24 protein-coding genes and 1 riboswitch are annotated in these 23,497 nt (G+C 71.7%); of the genes, 7 read left to right on the top strand and 17 right to left on the bottom strand.

The annotated features are described in order from the left end of the window. The 8 genes from K4G59_RS02515 to K4G59_RS02480 form a co-directional block, all read right to left on the bottom strand. Window positions 1-501, bottom strand: coding sequence for a hypothetical protein (locus tag K4G59_RS02515; RefSeq protein WP_231249133.1), 501 nt, complete (start codon window positions 499-501; stop codon window positions 1-3). A gap of 84 nt (window positions 502-585) precedes the next feature. Continuing rightward, window positions 586-1,254 carry a hypothetical protein gene (locus tag K4G59_RS02510; protein WP_231249132.1) on the bottom strand — a complete coding sequence of 223 codons (669 nt, stop codon included), beginning with the start codon at window positions 1,252-1,254 and terminating at the stop codon, window positions 586-588. A gap of 99 nt (window positions 1,255-1,353) precedes the next feature. Then, on the bottom strand, window positions 1,354-2,988 hold the full coding sequence (gene groL / locus K4G59_RS02505; RefSeq protein ID WP_231249131.1) for a chaperonin GroEL: 1,635 nt from the start codon (window positions 2,986-2,988) through the stop codon (window positions 1,354-1,356). A 251-nt stretch (window positions 2,989-3,239) separates the two neighbouring features. Further along, the gene (locus K4G59_RS02500; protein ID WP_231249130.1) at window positions 3,240-4,724 is read right to left on the bottom strand and encodes a pilus assembly protein; all 1,485 of its coding nucleotides are present in this window, start codon (window positions 4,722-4,724) and stop codon (window positions 3,240-3,242) included. After that, the gene (locus K4G59_RS02495) at window positions 4,724-5,143 is read right to left on the bottom strand and encodes a TadE/TadG family type IV pilus assembly protein (protein ID WP_231249129.1); all 420 of its coding nucleotides are present in this window, start codon (window positions 5,141-5,143) and stop codon (window positions 4,724-4,726) included. The genes K4G59_RS02500 and K4G59_RS02495 overlap by 1 nt, the downstream gene beginning before the upstream one ends. A gap of 166 nt (window positions 5,144-5,309) precedes the next feature. Continuing rightward, a complete protein-coding gene (locus tag K4G59_RS02490; RefSeq protein WP_231249128.1) occupies window positions 5,310-6,194 on the bottom strand; it encodes an ATP-grasp domain-containing protein in 885 nt (294 codons plus the stop codon). After that, window positions 6,191-7,048: a hypothetical protein gene (locus K4G59_RS02485; protein WP_231249127.1), complete on the bottom strand. Its 858-nt coding sequence runs from the start codon at window positions 7,046-7,048 to the stop codon at window positions 6,191-6,193. The genes K4G59_RS02490 and K4G59_RS02485 overlap by 4 nt, the downstream gene beginning before the upstream one ends. Before the next feature lie 9 nt (window positions 7,049-7,057). Beyond that, window positions 7,058-7,909, bottom strand: coding sequence for an SGNH/GDSL hydrolase family protein (locus tag K4G59_RS02480; RefSeq protein ID WP_231249126.1), 852 nt, complete (start codon window positions 7,907-7,909; stop codon window positions 7,058-7,060). A 123-nt stretch (window positions 7,910-8,032) separates the two neighbouring features. Between K4G59_RS02480 and K4G59_RS02475 the strand changes: the two genes are divergently transcribed. Together K4G59_RS02475 and K4G59_RS02470 are read left to right on the top strand one after the other, a co-directional pair. Continuing rightward, on the top strand, window positions 8,033-9,262 hold the full coding sequence (locus K4G59_RS02475) for a DUF2157 domain-containing protein (protein ID WP_231249125.1): 1,230 nt from the start codon (window positions 8,033-8,035) through the stop codon (window positions 9,260-9,262). Further along, window positions 9,259-9,756: a GDYXXLXY domain-containing protein gene (locus tag K4G59_RS02470; protein ID WP_231249124.1), complete on the top strand. Its 498-nt coding sequence runs from the start codon at window positions 9,259-9,261 to the stop codon at window positions 9,754-9,756. The genes K4G59_RS02475 and K4G59_RS02470 overlap by 4 nt, the downstream gene beginning before the upstream one ends. Before the next feature lie 7 nt (window positions 9,757-9,763). On the opposite strand, the gene K4G59_RS02465 is transcribed toward K4G59_RS02470, so the two are convergent. The 5 genes from K4G59_RS02465 to napA all read right to left on the bottom strand — a co-directional run bounded on the left by K4G59_RS02465 (window position 9,764) and on the right by napA (window position 13,309). Continuing rightward, on the bottom strand, window positions 9,764-10,039 hold the full coding sequence (locus K4G59_RS02465) for a MoaD/ThiS family protein (RefSeq protein ID WP_231249123.1): 276 nt from the start codon (window positions 10,037-10,039) through the stop codon (window positions 9,764-9,766). 14 nt (window positions 10,040-10,053) lie between these two features. Then, window positions 10,054-11,325: a threonine synthase gene (gene thrC / locus K4G59_RS02460; protein ID WP_231249119.1), complete on the bottom strand. Its 1,272-nt coding sequence runs from the start codon at window positions 11,323-11,325 to the stop codon at window positions 10,054-10,056. Window positions 11,326-11,335: 10 nt separating this feature from the next. Next, window positions 11,336-11,475, bottom strand: a riboswitch (SAM riboswitch). Between the two features lie 76 nt (window positions 11,476-11,551). After that, complete coding sequence (gene otsB / locus K4G59_RS02455; protein WP_231249115.1) at window positions 11,552-12,382, bottom strand: trehalose-phosphatase; 831 nt, start codon at window positions 12,380-12,382, stop codon at window positions 11,552-11,554. Between the two features lie 55 nt (window positions 12,383-12,437). Continuing rightward, window positions 12,438-12,911: a LytR C-terminal domain-containing protein gene (locus K4G59_RS02450; protein WP_231249112.1), complete on the bottom strand. Its 474-nt coding sequence runs from the start codon at window positions 12,909-12,911 to the stop codon at window positions 12,438-12,440. Between the two features lie 104 nt (window positions 12,912-13,015). Continuing rightward, window positions 13,016-13,309: a nucleoid-associated protein NapA gene (gene napA, locus K4G59_RS02445; protein ID WP_231249110.1), complete on the bottom strand. Its 294-nt coding sequence runs from the start codon at window positions 13,307-13,309 to the stop codon at window positions 13,016-13,018. Between the two features lie 214 nt (window positions 13,310-13,523). On the opposite strand from napA, the gene K4G59_RS02440 reads away from it, so the two are divergent. Further along, the gene (locus K4G59_RS02440) at window positions 13,524-14,966 is read left to right on the top strand and encodes an alpha,alpha-trehalose-phosphate synthase (UDP-forming) (protein WP_231249108.1); all 1,443 of its coding nucleotides are present in this window, start codon (window positions 13,524-13,526) and stop codon (window positions 14,964-14,966) included. A 3-nt stretch (window positions 14,967-14,969) separates the two neighbouring features. On the opposite strand, the gene K4G59_RS02435 is transcribed toward K4G59_RS02440, so the two are convergent. Genes K4G59_RS02435 through K4G59_RS02420 form a run of 4 tightly spaced genes read right to left on the bottom strand, consistent with a single transcriptional unit; the run spans window position 14,970 to window position 18,669 of the window. Further along, window positions 14,970-16,565: an FMN-binding glutamate synthase family protein gene (locus K4G59_RS02435; RefSeq protein ID WP_231249106.1), complete on the bottom strand. Its 1,596-nt coding sequence runs from the start codon at window positions 16,563-16,565 to the stop codon at window positions 14,970-14,972. Between the two features lie 56 nt (window positions 16,566-16,621). Continuing rightward, window positions 16,622-17,365 carry an anti-sigma factor gene (locus tag K4G59_RS02430; RefSeq protein WP_231249104.1) on the bottom strand — a complete coding sequence of 248 codons (744 nt, stop codon included), beginning with the start codon at window positions 17,363-17,365 and terminating at the stop codon, window positions 16,622-16,624. Then, window positions 17,352-17,990: an RNA polymerase sigma factor gene (locus K4G59_RS02425; protein ID WP_231249102.1), complete on the bottom strand. Its 639-nt coding sequence runs from the start codon at window positions 17,988-17,990 to the stop codon at window positions 17,352-17,354. The genes K4G59_RS02430 and K4G59_RS02425 overlap by 14 nt, the downstream gene beginning before the upstream one ends. Before the next feature lie 25 nt (window positions 17,991-18,015). Continuing rightward, entirely contained in the window at window positions 18,016-18,669 is a 654-nt protein-coding gene (locus K4G59_RS02420; RefSeq protein ID WP_231249100.1) for a fasciclin domain-containing protein, read from the bottom strand. Window positions 18,670-18,762: 93 nt separating this feature from the next. Between K4G59_RS02420 and K4G59_RS02415 the strand changes: the two genes are divergently transcribed. From K4G59_RS02415 to K4G59_RS02400, 4 genes are read left to right on the top strand one after another with little or no spacing between them, the layout of a single operon-like run. After that, a complete protein-coding gene (locus K4G59_RS02415) occupies window positions 18,763-20,004 on the top strand; it encodes an alpha/beta fold hydrolase (protein WP_231249098.1) in 1,242 nt (413 codons plus the stop codon). After that, on the top strand, window positions 20,001-21,356 hold the full coding sequence (locus K4G59_RS02410) for an MFS transporter (protein WP_231249096.1): 1,356 nt from the start codon (window positions 20,001-20,003) through the stop codon (window positions 21,354-21,356). Before K4G59_RS02415 ends, K4G59_RS02410 begins: the two co-directional genes overlap by 4 nt. Next, window positions 21,353-22,783: a pyridoxal phosphate-dependent decarboxylase family protein gene (locus K4G59_RS02405; protein WP_231249094.1), complete on the top strand. Its 1,431-nt coding sequence runs from the start codon at window positions 21,353-21,355 to the stop codon at window positions 22,781-22,783. The genes K4G59_RS02410 and K4G59_RS02405 overlap by 4 nt, the downstream gene beginning before the upstream one ends. A 32-nt stretch (window positions 22,784-22,815) precedes the next feature. Further along, window positions 22,816-23,493, top strand: a complete 678-nt coding sequence (locus tag K4G59_RS02400; RefSeq protein ID WP_231249263.1) for a uracil-DNA glycosylase — start codon at window positions 22,816-22,818, stop codon at window positions 23,491-23,493. The last annotated feature ends 4 nt before the right edge of the window (window positions 23,494-23,497 follow it).

The following is a 23,497-nucleotide window of genomic DNA, read 5'->3' as shown; positions in this document are numbered from 1 at the left end:
TCAGCCGCCGAAGGCCTCGGCATAGAGCGCCTGCATCTCCGGGTCAGCCTCGCCGGAGTAGCCGCACAGCGTCACCTGGTCGCCCTCGGCACTCACGAGGTAGGACCGGCCCTCCTGGAACTCGACCGCCAGGAGCAGGTCCTGGAGCTGCTCGCTCGGAGAGGTGACGGTCACGGTGTCCGCGACGTCGCCACCGGCGTACCACTGGTCGACGCTCAGCGTCGCCGTGCCGCCGTCGAGCGCGGTGACCGTGCCGGCGAAGGCGGTGTCGAAGGTGGCCAGCGTGTCGGGGACCGGCACCGCGCACTTCGCGGCCGCGGCACCGTCGGCCGTCAGGGCGAGGGTCTCCTCGCCCGCCGGGTCCGGGCTGTCGCTCGCGGCGGAGTCCGTGGACGTCGCTGCGTCCTCGTCCGACCCGCAGCCGGTGAAGGCGAGCGCGAGTGCGAGCGCGAGGCCGGGGAACAGGCGGTCAGTGCGGAGTCGGCTCTCGTAGCGGCTCATGGCTGGCATCCCTTCGTGTGGCGTGCGGGACGGCTTCGTCCCACGTCTACTCCGACGCGACGGGTGCCCGTCGGGTTCCCTGGCTCACTCGCCGTCGTCCTCCTCCTCGACCCGCCGCTTGAGGCGTCCGATCCCGGGGATCTTGCCCAGGATCTCGTTGAGCTCACGCGAGACGTCGAGGAGCTCGTGGAGGTCGGGAGCCACCGACCCCAGGCTCGCCATGACCGGAAGGATGTCGCGCTCGACCTGCAGCGTCACCGCCGGCAAGTGGTCGATGAGTGTCACGAGCGCCGCGACCTCTTCCGGGTGCGTGGTGTCGGCGAGCGTCCGCAGGGTGGGCTCGAGCGTCGTCAGCGACGGCTCGAGGAGGTCGATCAGGACCGCCGCGCGACCCACCTGGACCCCGACGTCACCGAGCACCGCGTCCGCGCGTCCGATCTGCGTCGCAGCCGCGTCCACGACCCCGCCCACGCGCGCCACCTCGGCGGTCGCCGCGTCCACGACGGCTCCCACGCGCACCACCTCGGCGGTCGCCGCGTCTACGACGGCTCCCACGCGCACCACCTCGGCGGTCGCCGCGTCCGCGACGGCGTCCACACGGTCCACGATGCCGGCCGCCCGCGCCACGAGCGCCTCGGCCTGGTCGAGCAGCGACAGCACCCGCGGCACGGCGCCCAGGAGCGCCTCGACCTGCTCGCCTCCTCGTTCGAGGGCGGAGAGCACGTCACGGGGGCCGGGAACAGGGAGGCGCATGCGCCATTGATACCAGCGGGGGCGCGACGCCCGGGACGCAGCAAGGCCCCCGCCGCAGCGGGGGCCTTGCTGTGATGCTGTGGAGCGGTGGCGATCCGATCAGAAGTCCATGCCGCCCATGCCGCCCATGCCGCCGTCGCCGCCACCCATGGCCGGCGCCTTCTCCGGCTTGTCGGCCACGACGGCCTCGGTGGTGAGGAACAGTGCGGCGATCGACGCAGCGTTCTGCAGCGCCGAGCGGGTGACCTTCGCCGGGTCGATGATGCCCTCGGCGATCATGTCGACGTACTCGCCGGTCGCGGCGTTGAGGCCGTGACCGGCCTCCAGGTTCGCGACCTTCTCCGCCACGACGCCGCCCTCGAGGCCGGCGTTGATGGCGATCTGCTTGAGCGGGGCAGAGGTCGCGACGCGGACGATGTTCGCGCCGGTGGCCTCGTCGCCGGTCAGGTCGAGCTTGTCGAACGCGGTGGCAGCAGCCTGGACGAGCGCCACGCCGCCTCCGGCGACGATGCCCTCCTCGACCGCGGCCTTGGCGTTGCGGACGGCGTCCTCGATGCGGTGCTTGCGCTCCTTGAGCTCGACCTCGGTGGCCGCGCCGACCTTGATGACGGCCACGCCGCCGGCCAGCTTGGCGAGGCGCTCCTGCAGCTTCTCGCGGTCGTAGTCGGAGTCCGACTTCTCGATCTCGGCACGGATCTGGTTGACCCGTCCCTCGATCTGGCCCTGGTCGCCCGAGCCCTCGACGATGGTGGTCTCGTCCTTGGTGATGACGACCTTGCGGGCCTGACCGAGCAGCTCGAGACCGGCCGACTCGAGCTTGAGGCCGACCTCCTCGGAGATGACCTGGCCGCCGGTGAGGATCGCGATGTCCTGCAGCATGGCCTTGCGGCGGTCACCGAAGCCCGGGGCCTTGACGGCCACGGAGCGGAAGGTGCCCTTGATCTTGTTGACCACCAGGGTCGACAGCGCCTCGCCGTCGACGTCCTCGGCGATGATCAGCAGCGGCTTGCCGGACTGCATGACCTTCTCCAGCAGGGGCAGCAGGTCCTTGACCGTCGACACCTTGGAGTTGGCGATGAGGATGTAGGGGTCCTCCAGCACGGCCTCCATGCGCTCGAGGTCGGTGGCGAAGTAGGCCGAGATGTAGCCCTTGTCGAACCGCATGCCCTCGGTCAGCTCGAGGTCCAGCCCGAAGGTGTTGGACTCCTCGACGGTGATGACGCCTTCCTTGCCGACCTTGTCCATCGCCTCGGCGATGATCTCGCCGACGGTGGTGTCAGCGGCGGAGATCGACGCGGTGGAGGCGATCTGCTCCTTGGTCTCGACGTCCTTCGCCATCACGAGCAGCTGCTCGGACACGGCGGCGACGGCGGCCTCGATGCCGCGCTTGAGACCCATGGGGTTCGCGCCGGCCGCGACGTTGCGCAGGCCCTCGCGCACCATGGCCTGGGCCAGGACGGTGGCCGTCGTCGTGCCGTCACCGGCGACGTCGTCGGTCTTCTTGGCGACCTCCTTGACCAGCTCGGCGCCGATCTTCTCGTAGGGGTCCTCCAGCTCGATCTCCTTGGCGATCGAGACACCGTCGTTGGTGATCGTGGGGGCGCCCCACTTCTTCTCCAGGACGACGTTGCGGCCCTTGGGGCCGAGGGTGACCTTCACCGCGTCGGCGAGGGTGTTCATCCCTCGCTCGAGGCCGCGGCGGGCCTCCTCGTTGAAAGCAATCAGCTTGGCCATATCGCGTGCGATTCCTATCGACGTGAGTCTGTGTGTCGACGCCAGGCGGGCTGCCCGCGACGGACGGTCCGCTCCGCCGGCGATCCATTCCCGCCGGCTTCTGCGGACCTCAGCGTCACCTGGGTCGTTGTCACTCTCGTGACGAGAGTGCCAGCATCATGTTTAGCACTCGACCCTCGAGAGTGCAAACGCCGAAGCGCGGGCGGAGCAGCCCCGTGGACCACCCCGCCCGCGTCCTCCCCGACAGTCCTTCAGGGCATCTCGATGAGTCGGATGCTCTCCGTGACGGCGACGATCGCCGTGGCGAAGATCGGACCGAGTTCCGAGCCCGAGACGGCGCAGAAGTAGTAGTCGCCGTCCTTGTTCTCCGCGACCCGCTCGGCGTTCGTCGAGCAGTCGCTCTCCGCCTTGCTCGGAGCCCCGCTCGCACCGGGGGACGCCGCCTTCGCCAGGTAGTCGCGCACCCACGGCGACCGGGGGGTCCGCGCAGCGCCGCCGGACGTGACCGGCTTCTCGCAGGAGGCGGTGTTGGCGTCGCCGAAGCCGATCACCAGCACGGTGATGTTGTTGTCCTTGGCGTACTGCGAGACCTGGTTGAAGTTGTCGCAGCCCCTCTGGCCGTTGCCGTTGCCGAAGAAGTTGCGGTCCGCCCCGAGGTCGGAGCTGTCGTCGAGCGACGTCGACCCGGTCTTCACCAGTTCGTCGGGCTGGCCGTCGGTCTCGAAGATGATGACCTTCTTCGGCGTGCCGGGCCGCTTCGGCAGTGACGTGAGGTTGTTGGGCTGCTTGCCGAGCAGGTAGCGCGCGGCTCCCTTCATCGCTGAAGCGAGGTGGGTGCCGTACGAACCCGTGGACAGACCCGACACGGCGCCGCTCGGCATGCACTGCACGCCCTTGACCAGCTTGCTGCTGCTGTTGATGCCGGAGTCGCGGTTGGCCTTGTAGTCGTTGGTGAACGGCACCGCGATCCAGTCTCCACCGGTGACCCCGTCCGAGGCGGACGTCGCCGCGGTGGCGCACGATCCCGACGTCTTGCTCTTGTGCAGGGCGCCGAACGCGACGTAGTGCAGCGTCGGGTCCATGACCCCGAGGCTGTCCACGATCGCGGTCTTCATCTGCTCGCGGTGGGTGTCCGACATGCTGGTGGTGCGGTCGGCCATGATCACGATGTCCATCGGATTGGGCAGGGTGTCTCCGCACGAGCCCTTGCAGGCTGCCGACGACACGGACCCCGTGGTGCCCCTCTTCTGGCCGATGATCGGCGCGAAGTCGTAGTCGACGTCCTTGGCGTCGCTGACCCGGATCGTGTTGCAGCGCGCACTGGTCGGGCAGGGGATGGAACAGATCTTGGTGTTGCAGCGCACCGAGGCGCCGTTGTAGGTCCCGGGGTCGCACGTCGCCGGGATCTGGCCCGGGGCGACCTGCCTGCTCGACCCCGTCGACGCGACGACGCAGAACAGGTCGGTGTCAGGCGTCATCGTCGAGTCCTGGCGCTTGGCCATGGTGACCGCCCAGGTCCTGGCCGAGCTGCCGCTGGAGGGCAGCTCGAAGGCGCCGGCGTGGGCCGCGGAGTCGACGTGGTCGTGCAGCTTCTGCCGCTCCATCGACAGCGAGGCGATGTCGACGGCCAGTGCGGCGCAGGCGAAGATCACGATGGCCAGCAGGCCGACCAGGATGGCGACCGCCCCCTCGTCCTCCTCGCGACCACGCGCCGGCCGCGTGCGCAGCGCCCGCATCACTCGATCCTCATCTGGCTGGTCTTGGTGAGCGTGAGCGTCGACGAGATGGCCTTGCCGACCGGCGTCAGCCAGGCGTGCTGATAGGTCGTGGTGACCACAGCGACGCCGCCGGTCGTGTGGTTGGCGTCCCACGAGCCGCAGGTGCCGCCGAGGGGCGTCTGGCAGGTCACGCTGACGGTGACCTTGCCCTTCAGGTCGGACAGCGCGTCGTTGACGACCTTGTCGACCTCGCTCCCGCTGGCGCTGAGGCTGGCGGCCCGCACTCCCTCACGGGTGGCGTTGTTGAGCATCGTGTAGCGGTTGATCGCGAACCCGAAGTCGATCATCGCGAAGAGGATCGCCAGGAGGAGTGGCACGACGAGTGCGAACTCCACTGCTGATGCGCCGCGTTCGCCGCGGCGCCGAGAAATGGGCATGACAAGTTCCTCCCGCACGTGCGAAGCCGGAGTCACCCCCTGCGACGCACTGAATTGATCCCCCGGCCCCAGTGCCGGGTTCAGCCTGTCCTCGCCCCCAGACGGAGACAGGCTGGAGGGAACGTAGCGCAGCAGGGCCCGCCCTGGCCGTGACCCGGCGAAGTGTCTAGACCGACCGGGGACGCGTGCGCGCTGCGACGAGGTCGGCGAAGGGCCCGGCGTTGGCCGTCGAGACGTCGAGGTAGAGCCCTGGCTCGATGAGCTCGAGCTCGCTGACGACCCACGCGTCCTGCCAGCGCAGGAGGTCGACACGGAGGTAGTCCATCGGCCGTGCGAACCGCGCGGCGAGGTCGTCGTACGCCTGCATCACGAGGTCGGCGACGTCACCGGTGTCCGCGGCACGCACCCGGCCGCCGAACTCCTCGTTGACCCGTACGTCGCCCGCGCCCGGCTGCTTGTCGAAGCGCTGGGTGATCCGCCCGTCGATGACGTAGACCGACACCTCGCCGTGCGTGCGGATCGACTCCACCAGCGGCTGGACCACCCAGGGGCCACCGACCTCCGGGTAGTCCGGGTGGCTGCGCACCGGGCGTCCGAGGCGGTCGTCCTCGGGGTCGGTGACGACGAGGAGGCCCGCGCCGCCGGCGCCGACGCGCGGCTTGACCACGGCGGTGCCGAAGCGGCGTACGCCGTCCACGAGCCCGGCCCGGTCGTCGGCGAGCAGCGTCGGGACGACCGGCAGGTCGCCGAGGTCGGTGAGGTAGCGCTTGTCGTGGTTCCAGGCGAAGACGTCGGCGCCGTTGAGCAGCCGGGACTGGTCGAGGGACTGCGTCCACGCCACGAACGCGCCGTGGCGGGTGACGTAGTCCCAGGTCGAGCGCAGCGCCACCAGGTCGGCGGCGCCCCAGTCGACCTCCGGGTCGTCCCAGCGCGCCCACGTGGCGTGGAGGCCACGCTGGGCGAGGGCGGCGTCGAGAGCCGCGGCACCGGGCTCCCCGTGCGGCAGGTCGCCGCTGGTGGCGAGCAGGACGGTCGGGTGGGAGGCGCTCATGCCCGGGGCAGCTCGGACGCGCCGTAGAGCTCGTGGGCGACGGCGTCGCGGTTGGTGCCCTCGCGGTTGTCGCCCTTCTCGATGACGACGAGGTTGTGGTAGCAGTGCACGGCGCGCACCCACTGGTCGGTGTAGGTCGGCTCGTAGCCCTCGATGAGGAACTCCTCGTGGTTGAGGCCGTCGACGAGGTCCTTCACGAGGTCCATCGAGGTGCCGGGCGCGCGCGGGTCGAGCTGGCCGCCCCATGCCGGCCAGTAGGACGTCTGGGTGTCCTCGATGCAGTAGATCGCCCCGTCGGGCAGCAGCGGGAAGAGGATCCGGAACGACTCGCGCACGTGGGCCGGGATGTGGCTGCCGTCGTCGATCACGACCATCGGGGCGCCGTGCTCGTCGATGATGCGCTGGAGGACCTCGGGGTCGGTCTGGTCACCGAGGTAGGCGTGGATGTGCCCGCGGGTCAGCCACGTCTTGTCCTCGATGTCGAGGCCGACGATGGTGGCGCGCGGGAAGAACCAGCGCCACATCTTCATCGAGGCACCGCTGCGGCGACGCTTCTTGTAGCCGCCGATGCCCAGCTCGAGCAGGGTGAAGGAGTCGCGACGCAGGTGCTCGAGGTGCCGCTCGTAGTGCGGGGTGTACTTGTGCACGCCCCACTTGTCGGTGCGGAACTCGATCGCGAGCTCGGTCAGGTTGCTCGCGAGCAGGCGACGCCGCCGCTCGGCCTTGGCGTCGTCCGGAGCCGGAGCCGACTCGCGGGGCGCCCGCATGCGACCGGACTTCCGGGCCGTCTTCTCGGCCGTCTTCCGGGCAGCCTTCTTGACCGCCTGGCCGGCTCGACGAGCAGTGGTGCGCACCCGGGAACCCTAGCCTGAGCGACCCACCCCGGGTGCGTGGTGCCCGAACGGCACGACGTCGACCACCCCGAGGGCGGCAAGGACCGAGGGGAGCATCGCCTTGGCCGTCCGCTTGTAGCCCTGCGCGCTCGGGTGGAAGCGGTCCAGGCTGAACATCTCGTCGGGGTTCTTGATGAAGAACGGCCCGACCACGTGGGACAGCGAGACCACGCGCGCCCCCCTGGCCAGGGCCGTCGCGCGCTGGGCCTGCGCGAGCTGCCGGGAGGCGCGCGAGCCCAGCGCGCGCAACGGCTGCGGCACCGGCCGCAGCGCCCCGAGGTCCGGGCAGGTGCCCACCACCACCTCGGCGCCGCGTGCGCGCAGCGCGTCGACCGCGGCCCCGAGGTGCGCCACGGACTCCGCCACCGGGACCCGGTGGGTGACGTCGTTGCCGCCGACGACGATGACCGCGACGTCGGGGCGGTAGGACTCGGGCAGCGCAGTGAGCTGGTCGGCCAGCATGCTGCTCTCCGAGCCGACGACGGCCGCCGTGCGCAGCCGCACCGAGCGCCCTGCGCTGCGGGCGATGCCGCGCGCCAGACGGCCGCCGAGGGTGTGCTTGGCCCGATCGGCCCCCAGCCCCGCTGCGATGGAGTCCCCGAGCACCAGCAGGTCGACCGGCCGACCGAGCTTCTTGCGGTAGTGCCGGTCCGCGAGCGGCGCCTGCTCCCCGAGGGGTTTTCCGATCGCCCGGCGCGCCTGGGCCGCCTGACGGTGCAGGAGCGTGCGGGCGGCGTACGCCGTCGCGCCGGCGACGCCCCCTGCGAGGGTCAGCGCCACTCCGGCGCGGGTGAACCGGAGGCCGGGGTCGTCGTCGATCACCCCTGTTTCAACCACGTCGACCTGAACGGGCGGTCAACCCCGCCCGGCGAATGGCCCAACGGCACCACACAGGTGGGTCGACGTACTCATCACAGGAGCCGCGCAACGCGTCACGCTGGACGTATGAACCCATCCGCCCCCGCCCTCCCCCGGCCGGTCCCGCCCCGCCAGCTCGCCTGGCTGCGTGCCGAGCTCGACGACTGGACGTCCCAGGGGATCATCGACGACGACCAGGCCCGGCTCATCTCCTCGCGCTACCGGCCCGGTGACCACGCCCGGCTCAGCATCGGCCGCGTGCTGCTCTCGCTCGGCGGGGGCTTCGTCGGCATCGGCGTCATCTGGCTGGTCGCGGCGAACCTCGACCAGCTCTCCCCCACCTCCCGCTTCGCGGCGGTGGTCCTGCTTTGGCTGGCGTTCCTCGCCGGGGGCGAGGCCCTCGCCGCCCGCAAGGCCTCACCCCCGCTCGTGGGTGCCGTACGCCTCATGGCCGCCCTCGGCGCCGGAGCGGTGATCTTCCAGGCTGCACAGTCGCTGCAGGTGCCGGCCTTCGAACCCCGCCTCCTCGGGCTGTGGGCGGCGGGCACCCTGCTCCACGGCTACCTGGTCCGGGCCTCCATGCCGTTCCTCGTCGGCGTCGCCACCGGCGTCGCGTGGTGGTTCGCCCAGCCGCTCTGGGACAGCCCCAGCGGACTCACCGTCGTGGTCCTGCTCGGCGCCGCCGCGGCCCTCGCCTCGGGCCTGGCTGTGCTGCACGACGGCTGGATCGCTCCCTTCGCCTGGACGTGGCGGACCGTCGCCGGCGCGATGGCGCTGCTCACGCTGTTCGTGGCCGCGATCCCGGGGATCGGCTCGGACGGTGTCGTGTGGTCGACGTGGCTCGTGGTCGTCCTCGTCGCCGCAGCAGCGGCCGTCGCGGGTGCCGTGCTGACCCGTCCGGGCACGCGCCTGCTGGAGCCGCTGGGCGCGCTCGCCGTGCTCGGCGTGGCCATCGCGCTAACGACGTGGACCACCAGCACCGACACCTCCGACATCGACACGGCCGACTGGCTGCACGCGGCGGTCTCGGTCCTGGCCTACGTCGTCCTCGCCGTCGCCCTGGTCGCGCTCGGCACGGTTCGCGACCACCCGCCCCTCACCGCGATGGCGATGGTCGGGCTGGTCGTCTTCACGACCTTCCAGAGCTTCGCCGTCTTCGCCCCGATCGTCACCGGCGCCTGGCTGTTCGTCGTGCTCGGCACGGTCTTCCTCGGCACCGGCTTCCTCTTCGACCGTGCCCGTCGCGAGCTCGCCCAGGTCCTCGTCGACGACTCACCCGGTGGCTCGGCCACCCCTGCATCAGGAGCACCCCGATGAAGCACGTCCTCGTCACCGGCGTCATCGCCGTCAGCCAGCTCGTCCTGGCCGGCGTCGCAGTGGGCCCCCAGCTCTCCGCCCGCCTCACCGGCGACACCTACCTCCTCGAGGTCGCCCCCCTCGATCCGATCGACCCCTTCCGGGGGGCGTACGTCGCCCTCGACTACCCCGGGCTGCGCCACGACGACTCGCAGTCCGCAGGCGACCCGGGACCGGGCGCGCTCGACGACGGCGAGCAGGGTGACGTCTTCATCACCCTCACCGAGCAGGACGGGACCTGGGTCGCCACGGACTGGACCCGCGAGCGCCCGGACACCGGGCCCTACCTGGCGTGCGACGACCGCTCGTGGCAGATCAGGTGCGGGATCGAGAGCCTCTTCCTGCCCCAGGACACCGCCCGCGAGACCGAGGACCTGCTGCGCGACGGCGCCGTCGCGGAGGTGCGCATCGACGGGCGCGGCAACGCCGCCGTGGTCGACGTACGCGCCCCGTGAGGTCGGCTCAGCCGCCGGCGACCGCCGGGATCACCGAGACCTGGACCCCGTCGGGGGTCGCGGTCTGGAGGTCGTCGAGGAAGCGCACGTCGTCGTTGCCGACGTAGACGTTGACGAACCGGCGCAGCGCACCCGACTCGTCGAGAATGCGCCCCTTGATGCCGGCGTAGCTCGCGTCGAGGTCGTCGAGGACCGCGGCGAGGGTGTCGCCCTCGGCGCTGACCTCGGACTGGCCGCCGGTGTAGGTGCGCAGGATGGTCGGGATGCGGACCGAGACGCTCATGCTGGTGTTCCCTCTCAGACGATGCCAGCCGCGACGAAGGCGTCATAGCTGGGTGCGATGGTGGCTGCGGCGCCGACCCGGTCGGAGACCGCGTCGAGGGTCTTGAGCCCGTGGCCGGTGTTGATGACGACGGTCTCCAGCGAGGTGTCGAGCTGACCGGTCTCGACGAGCTTCTTCAGCACGCCCACCGTGGTGCCGCCGGCGGTCTCGGTGAAGATGCCCTCGGTGCGCGCGAGCAGGACGATCGCGTCGCGGACCTCGTCGTCGGTGATGTCCTCCACCGCGCCACCGGAGCGACGGCACACGTCGAGGACGTAGATGCCGTCGGCGGGGTTGCCGATGGCGAGGCTCTTGGCGATGGTGTCCGGCTTCACCGGGCGGATCGCATCCGTGCCGGCCTTGTAGGCCACCGAGACCGGCGAGCAGCCCGTGGCCTGGGCGCCGAAGATCCGGTAGGGCTTGTCCTCGACGAGGCCCAGCGCGACCAGCTCGCGGAACGCCTTGTCGACCTTGGTCAGCTGCGAGCCGGACGCGACCGGGATGACGACCTGGTCGGGCAGGCGCCAGCCGAGCTGCTCGGCGATCTCGTAGCCCAGCGTCTTGGAGCCCTCGGCGTAGAAGGGGCGGACGTTGACGTTGACGAACGCCCAGCCCTCCTCCTCGCCGGCGATCTCCGAGGCGAGCTTGTTGACGTCGTCGTAGTTGCCGTCGACCGCGACGAGGCGGTCGGTGTAGACGGCGGAGTTGACCTGCTTGGGCTGCTCGAGGTTGCTCGGGATGAAGACGACGGTCTTCATGCCGGCGCGGGCGCCGGCCGCGGCGACCGCGTTGGCCAGGTTGCCGGTGGAGGGGCAGGCGAAGACCTTGGCGTCGAGCTCGCGGGCCGCGCTCAAGGCGCAGGCCACGACGCGGTCCTTGAAGGAGTTGGTGGGGTTGGTGGAGTCGTCCTTCACCCACAGCTTCTCGATGCCCAGCTCGCGGGCGAGGTTCCTCGCCTCCAGCAGCCGGGTGAAGCCGGGCTCGGTGTTGGGGCTCTGCTCGATGTCGGAGGGCACCGGCAGCAGCGCCTTGTAGCGCCAGATGTTGGCCGGACCCGCGGCGATCTCCTCGCGGGTCACGGTCGGGAAGTCGTAGCCCACCTCGAGGGGGCCGAAGCACTCCGGACAGGCGTACGAGGGGCCGAGGGCGACCTCGTGGCCGCACTCTCGGCAGGCCAGGGCGCGGGCGTGGCCGAAGGCACCCTCGCGCAACGTGTGCGTCGTGTTCTCGTCCAACAGGGTGCTCATGAAGTCCTCCTCCTCATCTGTCCCCGCGACTCTCGCGTGGGTCGGATTTGGCACCTGCTCCCATGTCCGCCGGACGGGGTCCGGACAGGAGGCTCATGGGTGGTTGCCGGGACTTCTACGGGCCGTTCCCTCAGTCCCTCGTGATGAGCAAGGTCAACCCTAGGCGGGCCGTCTCACGATGCGCACACTGAGTCCACGATGTGGATCGCGGTGGTCCGACCTGCGGTCAGCGGCGGGAGAGCAGTGCGCCGAGGAGCTCCACCACGCCGGCCGGGCCGTCGACGACGACGTCGGCGAGCTCGACGAGGCCGGGCTGCTCGGTGGACGCCGAGCACACGACCAGGCCCGGCAGGCCGCCGTCGCGCAGGTCGCGGACGGCCTCGAAGGCCTCCACGTCGCCGAGGTCGTCACCACCGAAGATCACTCCGTCGGCCTCCTGCTCGGACACGAAGGTGCGCAGCGCATGGCCCTTGTGCATGTCGCCCGAGCGCACCTCGATGACGTTGCGGCCCGGCTCGACGGTCAGGTGGTGGCGTCCGGCGAGGTCGGTGATCGGAGCGACGAGGCGTGCGAAGGCACCGGCCGGGTCGGCCATCCGACGGGTGTGGACCGCGACCGCGAGGCCCTTCTGCTCGATGAAGGCGTCGGCGGCGTCGGCGCCGCGCAGCACCGACGTCAGCTCACGCTCGAAGCTGGCCAGGCCCGCCGGGGGGCGCGGCGAGCGGATCCGCTGCTCGGTCGCCGACCAGCGCTCGTTGCCGTACTGGCCGAAGACGAAGAGCTCCGCGCCGCGGTCGAGCATCACGTTGCCGAGGGCGTCGAGGTCGCCCATCGCGATCGCCTGCCGGGCGGGGCGGCCGGTGATCACCGCGACGGCGCGGACCGCCTCGGCGAGCTCGAGGAGCGCGCCGGGGGCACCGGGGTGCAGGCGTGCCGCCTCGGGGTCGTCGACCACCGGGGACAAGGTGCCGTCGAAGTCGAGACCGACCACCACACCGGAGAGGACGTCGCGTACGGCGTCGTAGTGGGCGCGCGCGTCGTCGGAGGTGAACTCCATGGCACCAGCCAACCACGCGGCGGCGGGGGCCGGCGAACCGTCCCGCCGCAGCGGGCTACTGGGGGTCGTCGGTGGTGAGGATGATCGTCAGGCGGTCGCGCTTCATCTCACCGACAGCCGGTGCGGTCCGACGGATGCCCAGGTCGAGCGCGAGCTGCTTGCCGGCGGCCTTGAGCCGCGGGGGGAAGTAGACCGTCGTGGTGGGGACGACGCCGTACCAGTTGTCCTCCCCGACGACCGCCCAGCCGACGGTGGTGGCCTTCTCGGCCGTGCTCGCGGCCAGGCCCTTGATCCCGGAGCTGTTGTAGACCTCGACGTAGACCTCGCCGCGCTTGACGCGCGGCTCGGGCTTCGGCTCCTTCGTGGGCTTCGCCGTGGGCTCGGCGCTGGGCGTCTGCTCGGCGCTGGCGATGGTGGCGGTCTCGACCCGGCGCTCGGTGGGCGCCTGGTCGCGGGTGGCGACGAAGGTGATGGAGGCCATCGCGACGGCGAGGACCGAGAGCATCACGAGCGGAGAGGGGAAGGCCACGCCTCGCTCGTCACGGGGACGGCGGGACGGGAGTCGGCCGGAACTGGGGAAGAAGGCCATGGGGAAGGAAGCCGATCGTGAGTGAGTGGACAGGTCTCGCGGTGTCAGATCTCGAAGCCGAGGCGGCGGGCGGAGCGCTGGCGCTGGCGCGAGGCGCGCAGACGCCGGAGGCGGCGGACGAGCAGCGGGTCGGCCTCGAGGGCCTCGGCACGGTCGATGAGGGCGTTGAGCACCTGGTAGTAGCGGGTCGAGGACATGTCGAACTTCTCGCGGACGGCCTGCTCCTTGGCGCCGGCGTACTTCCACCAGTGCCGCTCGAACTCGAGGATCTCGCGGTCCCGCTGGCTCAGCCCGGCAGCAGTCCCCTGCTCGGCTGCGATGTGCTTCGCGGCATCCATCTGCCATCTCCTCCTCGACCCCACGCCCACCCGTGCCGGGCGGACTGTGGTCAGTCTAGGCGACGAACGACAACGATGTCATTCGCCTCCGGCGAGTCGTCTGGACAAAACCCGACGGCTCGTAGGAGGCGTTCCGGGCCGGCGAGGACGCGCGGCCCGAGGACGACACCGCGGGGTGATCCCGGCGTCGCTGGTCGTCGTTAGGGTGGCCGGTGTGAGCCCCACCCCGCAGGCCGACCTCGTCATCGTGGCCAACCGACTCCCCGTGGACCGGGTGGTCGCCCCCGACGGGACCGCGTCGTGGCGCACCTCCCCCGGCGGGCTGGTGACCGCGCTCGAGCCCGTGCTCCGCGCCAACGACGGAGCGTGGATCGGCTGGCCGGGCTCGGCCGACGACGAGGAGTTCGAGCCGTTCGTGGAGGACGGGCTCTCCCTGGTCCCGGTGGTGCTGAGCGCGCAGGAGGTCGAGGAGTTCTACGAAGGCTTCTCCAACGGCACGCTCTGGCCGCTCTACCACGACGTGATCGCCAAGCCGGAGTTCCACCGCGAGTGGTGGGACTCCTACGTCACGGTCAACCAGCGCTTCGCCGACCGGGCCGCCGAGGTCGCCGCGGAGGGTGCCACCGTCTGGGTCCAGGACTACCAGCTCCAGCTCGTGCCGCAGATGCTGCGCACCCAGCGCCCCGACCTGCGCATCGGCTTCTACCTCCACATCCCGTTCCCCCCGGCCGAGCTGTTCTCCCAGCTGCCGTGGCGCCGCCAGATCCTCGAAGGGCTGCTCGGAGCCGACCTCATCGGCTTCCAGCTGCCGGGTGCCGCCGCCAACTTCGTGCGCCTGGTCCGCAGCCGGGTGGGCCACAAGACCCATCGCGACACCATCTACCTCCCCGACGGCCGGCCGGTGAAGGCGACCGCCTTCCCGATCTCCATCGACACCGCAGGCTTCGAGGCGCTGGCGCGCTCGGAGTCGGTGGAGAAGCGTGCCGCGGAGATCCGCGAGGCGCTGGGCAACCCCCGCCGGATCTTCCTCGGCGTCGACCGCCTCGACTACACCAAGGGCATCCACTCCCGCCTTCGCGCCTTCGGCGAGCTCGTGGGCGACGGCAAGCTCGACCTCGAGGACGCCGTCTTCGTGCAGGTGGCGACGCCCTCGCGCGAGCGCGTCGAGCAGTACCGCATCCTCCGCGACGAGATCGAGCTGCTGGTGGGGCGGATCAACGGCGACCACGGCCGCATCGGCCGACCGGCGATCTCCTACATGCACTCCTCCTACCCCCGCGAGGAGATGGCCGCCCTCTACCGCGCCGCCGACATCATGGTGGTCACGCCCTTCCGCGACGGGATGAACCTCGTGGCCAAGGAGTACGTCGCGTGCCGCTTCGAGGACGACGGCGCGCTCGTGCTGTCGGAGTTCGCCGGCGCCGCCGCCGAGCTGCGGCAGGCGTGGCTGGTCAACCCCTACGACATCGACGGCATGAAGGCCACGCTGCTCGAGGCCTTCGCCGCGGGCGAGAAGGAGACCGGGCGACGGATGCGCGCGATGCGCAGGACCGTCGTGCAGCACGACGTGGCCCGCTGGGCCGAGTCCTTCCTCAGCGAGCTGGACGGCCTGCCCGACCACCACGACAAGAGCGTGCGCCGCCCACGATCGGGGTGACCCTCAGCGGCCGCTCGCGGCGACGCCGCGATGCCCTGTGCTGGGGTCGGCAACGCCGGGACGGGTCCCGTCCTGGGCGACCATGATCGCCTCGATCTCCGTCGCCAGGGGCGGGCCCAGCCGCGGCCACGAGGGGTCGTAGCCGTAGGTCAGGCCCAGCGCCGTGGCGGTGCGGGTGCCGTCGAGGAGGTCGATGTCGCGGGGTGCGATCAGTCCGGGGTGCACGACGCCGACCGCCTCGGACACCTTCAGCAGGTCGCGTCGCAGGGAGCGTACGTAGTTGGCGGCGCGCACGCTCTTCAGGCCCACGTCGAGGCCTCGGGTGTAGCGCGGGTTCTGCGTCGCGATCCCGACCGGGCAGTGGTCGGTGTGGCACTTCTGGGCCTGGATGCACCCGATGGCCAACATCGCCTCGCGCCCGACGTTGACCATGTCGACCCCCAGCGCGAAGGCGACGACCGCGTTCTCCGGGACACCGAGCTTGCCGGCGCCGACGAAGACCACGTCGTCGCTCAGCCCCGCCTCCGCGAAGCGCCGGTAGACCTCGGCGAAGCCGATCCGGAAGGGGTAGGCCACCGAGTCGGCGAAGATCATCGGGGCTGCACCCGTGCCGCCCTCGCCCCCGTCGATGTTGACGAAGTCGACGCCACGACCACCCGCCGTCATCGCCTCGGTGAGCTCGTCCCACATGGTCAGGTTGCCGACGGCCGACTTGATCCCGACGGGCAGCCCGGTCGCCTGGGCCACCGACTCGACGAAGTCGAGCATCGAGTCGACGTCGCCGAAGACCGCGTGTCGGCTCGGGGAAGCGCAGTCCACGCCCTCGGGGATGCCGCGGATCTCGGCGATCTCGCGGCTCACCTTCTCCCCCGGCAGCATCCCTCCGAGCCCCGGCTTGGCGCCCTGGCTGAGCTTGACCTCGATCGCGCGCACGGGGGCCGACTGGACGAGCTCGACCAGGCGCGCCATGTCGAAGCGGCCGTGCTCGTCGCGGCAGCCGAAGTAGGAGGTGCCGATCTGGAAGACCACGTCGCCGCCGTGGCGGTGGTGCGGCGACAGGGCACCCTCACCGGTGTTCTGCAGGCAGCCCGCCAGCGCCGCGCCCTTGTTGAGCGACTCGATCGCCTTGCCCGACAGCGACCCGAAGCTCATGCCGGAGATGTTGACCACCGAGCCGGGCCGGAAGGCGTGGGTCCGCCCACGTGGCGCGCCCATCACCTTCGCGCACGGCACGGCGACCTCCTCCTGGGCGTGCGGCATCGTCGCCGCGCCGGGCCCGGTGAAGGTGCGGTGCTTGACGATGGGGTAGCCCTCGACGCGCTCGACGTCGTTGTCGGTGCCGAAGCCGACGTAGTTGTTCTCCAGCTTCGAGCTCGCGTAGACCCAGCGGCGCTGGTCACGGCTGAAGGGCCGTTCCTCGTCGTTGCTGGTGACGATGTACTGGCGCAGCTCGGGGCCCACCTTCTCCACCAGGAACCGGCCGTGGCCGATCACCGGGAAGTTGCGCAGGATCGCGTGCTTCTTCTGCACCAGGTCGTGGACGGCCGTCGCGGCGCCCGCGACGGCCGTGCCGCCCAGGATCGCGTACCTCCACCTCATGGGTCGTTCCTAGTCGCCCACGCGGGCGATGTCGAGGAGCTGTCGCGCCGGTGCGCTCAGACGAGCTCGCCGCGGGCGAGGCTCACACCCGAGTGGGTGGGGTCGCCGTCGTCGGGCTCGACCGAGATGTCGACGATCCGGTAGCCATCCTCGATGAGGCGGCGCGGGACCTCGAAGGTGCCGTTGTCGCTGCGGGCCAGGATGCCCAGGGCGACCATGCGCTCTCCGTCGACGTTGATCAGCCACACCTCGTGGTAGCCGGGCTCGTCGCCGAGCTCGGTCGCGCGCACGGACACGGTGACGACGTCGTCGCTGGCGTTGACCGCCTCGACCGCACCACGTGGGGCGTCGCTGCCGAGGGCGGTGAGGGGGGTGGCGGCCAGCACCGCGCCGGTGGGCTCGGGCTCGACCGGAGCGGCCTCCGGCTCGCCGACGGACATGCGCCCGACACCGAGCCCGGCCACGAGCGCCGTCACGGCGGCTGCGGACGCCAGCCAGAGAGGGACGCCGCCACGGTGTCGGCTCGCCAGCGGGACCGGGTCGCCTGGCGGCGTCTCCCCGGTCCCGGTCTCGGTCGCGGCTGCGGTCGACGGGCCCAGGGCCTCGGCCATCACGCGCGCCCGCAGCTCGGGCGGCGGGGCGACGAGGGGGTCGGCACCGAGCGCGCCCCTGGTCGTCGACAGCGCCTCGACGGTGGCCGAGCACCGCTCGCAGGCGCCCACGTGGCGGCGTACGGGACCGGGCACGTCGGCCGGCTCGATGACGAGGGCCGCGAGGTCGTCGATGTCAGCGTGAGCCATGGCGCACCTCCTCGAGCGTGTGGTGGAGCTGGGTCAGGCCGCGGCGCACGTGGCTCTTCACCGTCCCGAGCGGGAGGCCGGTGGTCGCGGCGATGTCGACGTGGGTGAGGTCCTGCCAGAAGGCGAGGAGCATGATGGTGCGGCGCGGCTCTCCCATCTCGTCGACCGCCTGGCGGACGACGAGCCGGTCGGGCTCCATGACGTCTTCGGTGCCGACCACCTCGGCGGATGGGGTGACCGCCGCCACGGCCTCGATGCGGCGTACGTCGCGGGCACGGGCGGCGCGGGCGTCGGAGATCTTGTGCCGCGCGATGCCGATCAGCCAGGCCGGGAACGTGTGCGGGCCGGGAGTCATCTTCTCGCGGCCCTGCCACGCGGCGACGAAGACGTGCTGTGTGACGTCCTCGGCGTCCTGGGTGTCCTGCAGGGCGCGCAGTGCGTAGGAGTGGACCAGGGACGACCACCGGTCGTAGACCTCGCCGAGGGCTGCCTCGTGCCCGGCCCGGAAGCGCACGGCAAGGGCCTCGACGGACTCCTCGGGTGCGTCCTCCAGGGCTGCTGCTCCTCCCACCACGGCTACACCGTAGCGGGGACGGGTCCGGGCGGGGAGGCCGATGATCGTCATCCGACCTCCCCTCCCGGACCGAGCATCACAGGTCGATCGGGCGCAGCACGCGGTCGATCGCGTGGGCGATCTGCTTGTTGCCCTTGTTAATGTCGAGGGCGTCGAGGATCGCGCGCGGGTTGCGGGAGTTGCGGTCCTTGTCCCGCAGCTTGACCTTCACGCCGCCGTGCTCGGTCTCCTTGATCCGGACCTGGATCCTCGCTCCGTTCGCCGTCTTCAGCCTGGCCTTGTCGGCCGCGAGCACCTTGCCGCTCGTCAGCGTGGAGCCGGGCACGACGTGGTAGAGCAGGATCGCCTCGATGGTGTCGACGCCGGCCAGGTCGACCAGGGTCTCGAAGACCTTCTTCTCGCTCTTGATCCGCTTGTCCGCCAGCTCGAGCGCGAGCAGGCGGAAGGCCCGGTCGGTCGGCGCGAACACGGTCAGGCGGGTCTTGCCGTCGGCGAGCAGCGCCACCGGGGAGTCGGGCTTGGCGGCGAGGACGGCCAGGACGGCCTCGGTAACGATGTCGAAGTCGTCCCGGTTGTTGTCGAAGGTGTTGCCGTCGGACGTCAGCACCTCGGCGAGGCTGGTGTTCCCCTGCCTGGCCTGTGCGGGGGACGCTGAGGCGGCGGGAGCGGTGGCCATCGCGCCCAGAGCGAGCGCGGAGGCGGCGAGCATGGCGGGTACGCGTCGGTTCATGGGGGTCCTTCCCTCGGAGGCGCCGGCGGCGCCGTTGCCCCCTTCTCTGCCCGAGGACCTCCCACGGATGCACCCGGGCCGTAGATTCCTTCCATGGACCTCATCCCCAAGCCCGACCAGCTCGTTGCGGCCGCCGGAAATGTCGCGCACACCGTCCTCTACGGCGGTCTCGCGGACCTCCGGCCGATGCCCCGCACGCTGATCGACGACGGGGAGCTGCGCGAGGTCTACCACTACCGCCCCGACCGCGACGTGCCTGCGACCGGTGACCCCGTCCTGCTGGTCACGCCGCTGGCCGCGCCGGCCCTGTGCTTCGACCTGCGGCGCGGCTGCTCGCTGGTCGAGCACCTGGTCTCCCAGGGTCGCCCGACCTACCTGCTGGAGTACGGCCAGGTCTCGTTCAAGAACCGTTCGCTCGGCGTCGAGCACTGGGTCGACGAGGTCCTGCCCGACGCCGTCCGCGCCGTGCACGAGCACTCCGGGGGCCGGGGCGTGCACCTCGTCGGCTGGAGCCTCGGCGGGATCTTCACCCTGCTGGTCGCCGCCGACCGTCAGGACCTCCCCATCGCCTCGATCACCGTGGTCGGGTCGCCCGTCGACGTCACCAAGGTCCCGCTGGTCGCGCCGGTGCGCCCGCTGCTCAACCTCACCCAGGGCCGCGGCGCGATCACCCGCGCCTACCGAGCGCTCGGCGGCATCCCCCAGCCGCTCGTCAACTGGGCCTTCACCGCCGCCTCCGCGCAGAAGGTGGTGACCAAGCCGCTCGCGGTGCTGACCCACCTCGACGACACCGACTACCTCGCCCAGCTCGAGGCGGTCGACCGCTTCCGCGCCAACATGCTCGCCTACCCGGGCCGGACGTTCGGCCAGCTCTATCACCGCTTCGTCAAGGGCAACACCCTCGCGCGCGGCTCCATGGAGGTCGGCGACCGGACGATCGACCTGGCGGCGATCTCCGTGCCGACGCTCGTCTTCGCCGGCAACACCGACGGCATCGCGCCATTGCCTGCCGTACGTGCGGTGGTGCCGCTGCTGACAGGCGCACGAGAGGTGCGCTTCGAGGTCGTGCCCGGCGGTCACCTCGGCATGCTGACCGGCCGCGCGGCCCGCGGGACCACCTGGACGGTGATCGACGAGTGGGTGGACGAGTGGTCGGCGGGGGTGGTGGCGCCGCCGAGGAAGAAGGCCGCGCGGAACACGGCCGCCAAGAAGACCACTCCGAAGAAGGCGGCTGCCAAGAAGGCACCGGCGAAGAAGGCCTCCCCCGCCACCATCGGTTCGAACCCCAGCCGCCGCTACGGGTCGGCGGGCTCGCGGGCGCTGGGCCCGCGGTGACGTCGGCGCCGGTCGCGACGCGTCTGCCCCGCGGCGTACGCATCGGCTACGGCAGCGGGTCGGTGGCCACGGGCGCCTTCGGCACGGTGCCGGGGCTGATGCTGCTGCCCTACCTGACCGACGAGCTCGGCATCGCCGCGCTGTGGGCCGGCGTCATCGTCTTCCTCCCGAAGGCGTGGGACGTGGTGCTGAACCCGATCGCCGGCCGGGTGAGCGACCGGACGGTCGACCCGGCCGGTCCGCGTCGGCCGTGGCTGATCCGCGCCGGGCTGATGCTGGCGGGCGCGTTCGCGCTGATCTTCGCCGCGCCCGAGCTCGGGAGCTCGCTGCTCGAGGCCGGATGGGTGCTGGTGTTCTTCGTGCTGGCGGCGTCGGCGTACGCCTTCTTCCAGGTGCCCTACGTCGCCATGCCGGCGGAGATCACCTCGTCCTACGACGAGCGCACCCGGTTGATGACGTGGCGCGTCGCGATCCTGGCCTTCACGATCATGCTCGCCGGCGCGAGCGCGCCCCTGATCCGCGACGCGGTCGGCGGGCGCGACGGCTACCGCGTGATGGGCGTGGTGATGGCGGTCCTCATCGTCGTCGGCGTGGTGAGCGCGTGGTGGGGCACCCGCAACGCCCCCGTCGGCACGGTCGCCGCCGGCGCCGGGTCCCTGCGCGAGCAGCTGCGCGTCGTCGCGCACGCCCGCGACTTCCGGGTCCTGCTGACCACGTTCGTGCTCCAGGCGCTGGCCACGGGCTGCATGCTCGCCGGCGTCGACTACCTCGCCGGCGAGGTGCTGGAGAGCCCCGGCGCCGCCACCATCCTCTTCGTCTGCTTCGTCGGTCCGGCCCTCCTGCTGACCCCGGCGTGGGCCGCCGTCGGGACCCGGATCGGCAAGCGGCGCGGCTACGCCATCGCCTCGGTCGTGCTGGCGGCCGGTGCCACCCTCGCCGCCACCGCGCGCATCGCCCCGCCCGCCGTGGTCTTCGCCGCGACCGCGCTCGTCGGCGTGGGCTACGCCGGCTGCCAGGTCTTCCCGATGGCGATGCTGCCCGACGCCGCAGCGGTCGACTCCGCACGGACCGGGGAGAACCGCACCGGGGTCTACACCGGCGTGTGGACCGCCGGCGAGACCCTCGGACTCGCGCTCGGCCCGGCCGTCTTCGCGGTCGTGCTCGCCCTCGGCGGGTACCTCTCCAGTCAGGGCCGCGAGATCACGCAGCCGGACTCGGCGCTGACCGCCATCACGCTCGGGTTCTCGCTGCTGCCGGCGGCGCTCACCCTGCTGAGCCTGTGGTGGCTGCGCCAGTACACCCTCGACGCCGCCGAGGTGGCGGCCGCAGAAGCACAAGGAGCCCACCTGTGAGCGACCCCCTCGAGCGGCTGCGGGACCTGCAGCGCGCCGACCTCCCCGTCCACGGCGGGCGCACCCTGGCCTACGTCTACGACTCCGGCGACGCCGAGGTCGACCGCGTCGCTCGGGAGGCGGTCGCCGCCTACGCCGCGTCCAACGCGCTCGACCCGACGGCCTTCCCCTCGCTGCTGCAGATGGAGAACGAGCTCGTCGGCTTCGCCTGCGACCTCCTCGACGCCCCCGACGGCGCGGTCGGCACGGTGACGTCGGGCGGCACCGAGTCGATCCTGCTGGCCGTGCAGGGTGCGCGCGACAGCCGCCCCGACGTCCTCCGGCCCCGGATGGTGCTGCCGGCCACGGCGCACGCAGCCTTCCACAAGGCTGCGCACTACTTCGGCGTGGAGGCCGTGGTGGTGCCGGTGGGCCCGGACTTCCGCGCCGACGCCACCGCAACGGCGGACGCGATCGACGACGACACCGTGCTGGTCGTGGCCAGCGCGCCGTCGTACGCCCACGGGGTGGTGGACCCGGTCACCGACATCGCCGCCGCGGCAGCCGCGCGTGGCGTGCGGTGCCACGTCGACGCCTGCATCGGCGGCTGGGTGCTGCCGTACGCCGCCCGGCTGGGGCGCGCGGTGCCGGCCTGGACCTTCGCGGTCGAGGGGGTCACCTCGATCTCGGTCGACACCCACAAGTACGCCTACGCCCCCAAGGGCACGTCGCTGCTGCTGCACCGCGACGCCGGGCTGCGCCGGCCGCAGTTCTTCGCCTCCGCCGCGTGGCCGGGCTACACGATGCTCAACGCGACGACGCAGTCCACGCGCTCGGGCGGCCCGATCGCCGGCACGTGGGCCGTGGTGCAGCACATCGGCGACGGCGGCTACCTCGCGCTGGCCGAGCAGGTCCTGGCCGCGGTCGACGCGATCGTGACGTGCGTCGAGCGCGAGCCCGCCCTCGGGCTGGTGGTCACGCCCGACTCGACCCTCGTCACCCTCGCCACCGACGACACCCTCGACCCGTTCACGCTGACCGACGAGCTGGTCTCGCGCGGGTGGTACGTCCAGCCGCAGCTGTCCTTCGAGGGGAGCGGACCCACGATCCACCTGTCGGTGAGCGCCGGCACGCTCGCGCACGTCGACGAGCTGGCGACCGCGCTCGGCGAGTCGGTGGCTGCCGCGCAGGCTGCCGGCCCGGTCGAGGTCGACCACGGGGTGGTCGCCTTCATCGAGGCCCTCGACCCGACCGCGCTCACCGACAGCGACTTCGACGGCCTGCTCGCCGCCTCCGGGCTGGTGAGCGCCTCTGCCGAGGGCGACCTCGAGCTGCCGACGCGGATGGCCGAGGTCAACGCGATGCTGGACGTGGCCTCGCCGGCCATGCGCGAGGCGCTGCTCGTCGCGTTCCTCGACCGGCTCCAGCGACCCGTCCGGACGTCGTGAGCGCGCTGGCGGGGCTCGTCGAGAAGGGGCTGATGGCCCCCGACTGGGCCGAGGCGCTGGCGCCGGTGGACGACCAGGTCGCGGCGATGGGTCGCTTCCTGCGCGAAGAGGTCGCGGCCGGCAGGGGCTACCAGCCCGCAGGGGAGCTGGTCCTGCGGGCGTTCGGGCGCCCGCTGGCCGACGTACGGGTCCTGGTGGTGGGGCAGGACCCCTACCCCAACCCGCACCACCCGATCGGACTGAGCTTCGCGGTCGAGCGGCACGTGCGGCCGCTGCCGCCGAGCCTGCGCAACATCTACGCCGAGCTGCGCGACGACGTGGGGGTCGAGCCCCCCGCCCACGGTGACCTGTCGGCCTGGGCCGACCGCGGGGTGATGCTGCTCAACCGGGTCCTCACCGTGCGCCCCGGCGACTCCAACTCCCACCAGGGCAAGGGCTGGGAGGCCGTCACCGAGCGGGCGATCGTGGCCCTCGCGGAGCGCGGCGGCCCCTGTGCGGCCATCCTCTGGGGCAAGCCGGCCCAGTCGCTGGAGGCGCTGCTGGGCCCGGTCCCGTGCGTGAGGTCGGTGCACCCCTCGCCGCTCTCGGCCTACCGTGGGTTCTTCGGCTCGAAGCCCTTCAGCACCGTCAACCGGCTGCTCGAGGAGCAAGGTGCTGATCCGGTCGACTGGAGCTTGCCGTCGTACGCCGACGACCCACCGCCCCGGTAGTCCA

The sequence above is a fragment of the Nocardioides furvisabuli genome (assembly GCF_021083185.1).
Classification (GTDB): domain Bacteria; phylum Actinomycetota; class Actinomycetes; order Propionibacteriales; family Nocardioidaceae; genus Nocardioides; species Nocardioides furvisabuli.
This window is presented reverse-complemented; position numbering and strand designations above follow the sequence as displayed.

Coding starts and splice junctions, on each gene's coding strand:
- thrC (WP_231249119.1), bottom strand. CDS start 11,325: ATGAGCACCCTGTTGGACGAGAACACGACGCACACGTTGCGCGAGGGT.
- K4G59_RS02490 (WP_231249128.1), bottom strand. CDS start 6,194: ATGAGCGCCTCCCACCCGACCGTCCTGCTCGCCACCAGCGGCGACCTG.
- K4G59_RS02420 (WP_231249100.1), bottom strand. CDS start 18,669: ATGAACCGACGCGTACCCGCCATGCTCGCCGCCTCCGCGCTCGCTCTG.
- K4G59_RS02510 (WP_231249132.1), bottom strand. CDS start 1,254: ATGCGCCTCCCTGTTCCCGGCCCCCGTGACGTGCTCTCCGCCCTCGAA.
- K4G59_RS02515 (WP_231249133.1), bottom strand. CDS start 501: ATGAGCCGCTACGAGAGCCGACTCCGCACTGACCGCCTGTTCCCCGGC.
- K4G59_RS02425 (WP_231249102.1), bottom strand. CDS start 17,990: ATGACGATCATCGGCCTCCCCGCCCGGACCCGTCCCCGCTACGGTGTA.
- K4G59_RS02470 (WP_231249124.1), top strand. CDS start 9,259: ATGAAGCACGTCCTCGTCACCGGCGTCATCGCCGTCAGCCAGCTCGTC.
- K4G59_RS02495 (WP_231249129.1), bottom strand. CDS start 5,143: ATGCCCATTTCTCGGCGCCGCGGCGAACGCGGCGCATCAGCAGTGGAG.
- groL (WP_231249131.1), bottom strand. CDS start 2,988: ATGGCCAAGCTGATTGCTTTCAACGAGGAGGCCCGCCGCGGCCTCGAG.
- otsB (WP_231249115.1), bottom strand. CDS start 12,382: ATGGAGTTCACCTCCGACGACGCGCGCGCCCACTACGACGCCGTACGC.
- K4G59_RS02430 (WP_231249104.1), bottom strand. CDS start 17,365: ATGGCTCACGCTGACATCGACGACCTCGCGGCCCTCGTCATCGAGCCG.
- napA (WP_231249110.1), bottom strand. CDS start 13,309: ATGGATGCCGCGAAGCACATCGCAGCCGAGCAGGGGACTGCTGCCGGG.
- K4G59_RS02435 (WP_231249106.1), bottom strand. CDS start 16,565: ATGAGGTGGAGGTACGCGATCCTGGGCGGCACGGCCGTCGCGGGCGCC.
- K4G59_RS02500 (WP_231249130.1), bottom strand. CDS start 4,724: ATGCGGGCGCTGCGCACGCGGCCGGCGCGTGGTCGCGAGGAGGACGAG.
- K4G59_RS02415 (WP_231249098.1), top strand. CDS start 18,763: ATGGACCTCATCCCCAAGCCCGACCAGCTCGTTGCGGCCGCCGGAAAT.
- K4G59_RS02475 (WP_231249125.1), top strand. CDS start 8,033: ATGAACCCATCCGCCCCCGCCCTCCCCCGGCCGGTCCCGCCCCGCCAG.
- K4G59_RS02400 (WP_231249263.1), top strand. CDS start 22,816: ATGGCCCCCGACTGGGCCGAGGCGCTGGCGCCGGTGGACGACCAGGTC.
- K4G59_RS02465 (WP_231249123.1), bottom strand. CDS start 10,039: ATGAGCGTCTCGGTCCGCATCCCGACCATCCTGCGCACCTACACCGGC.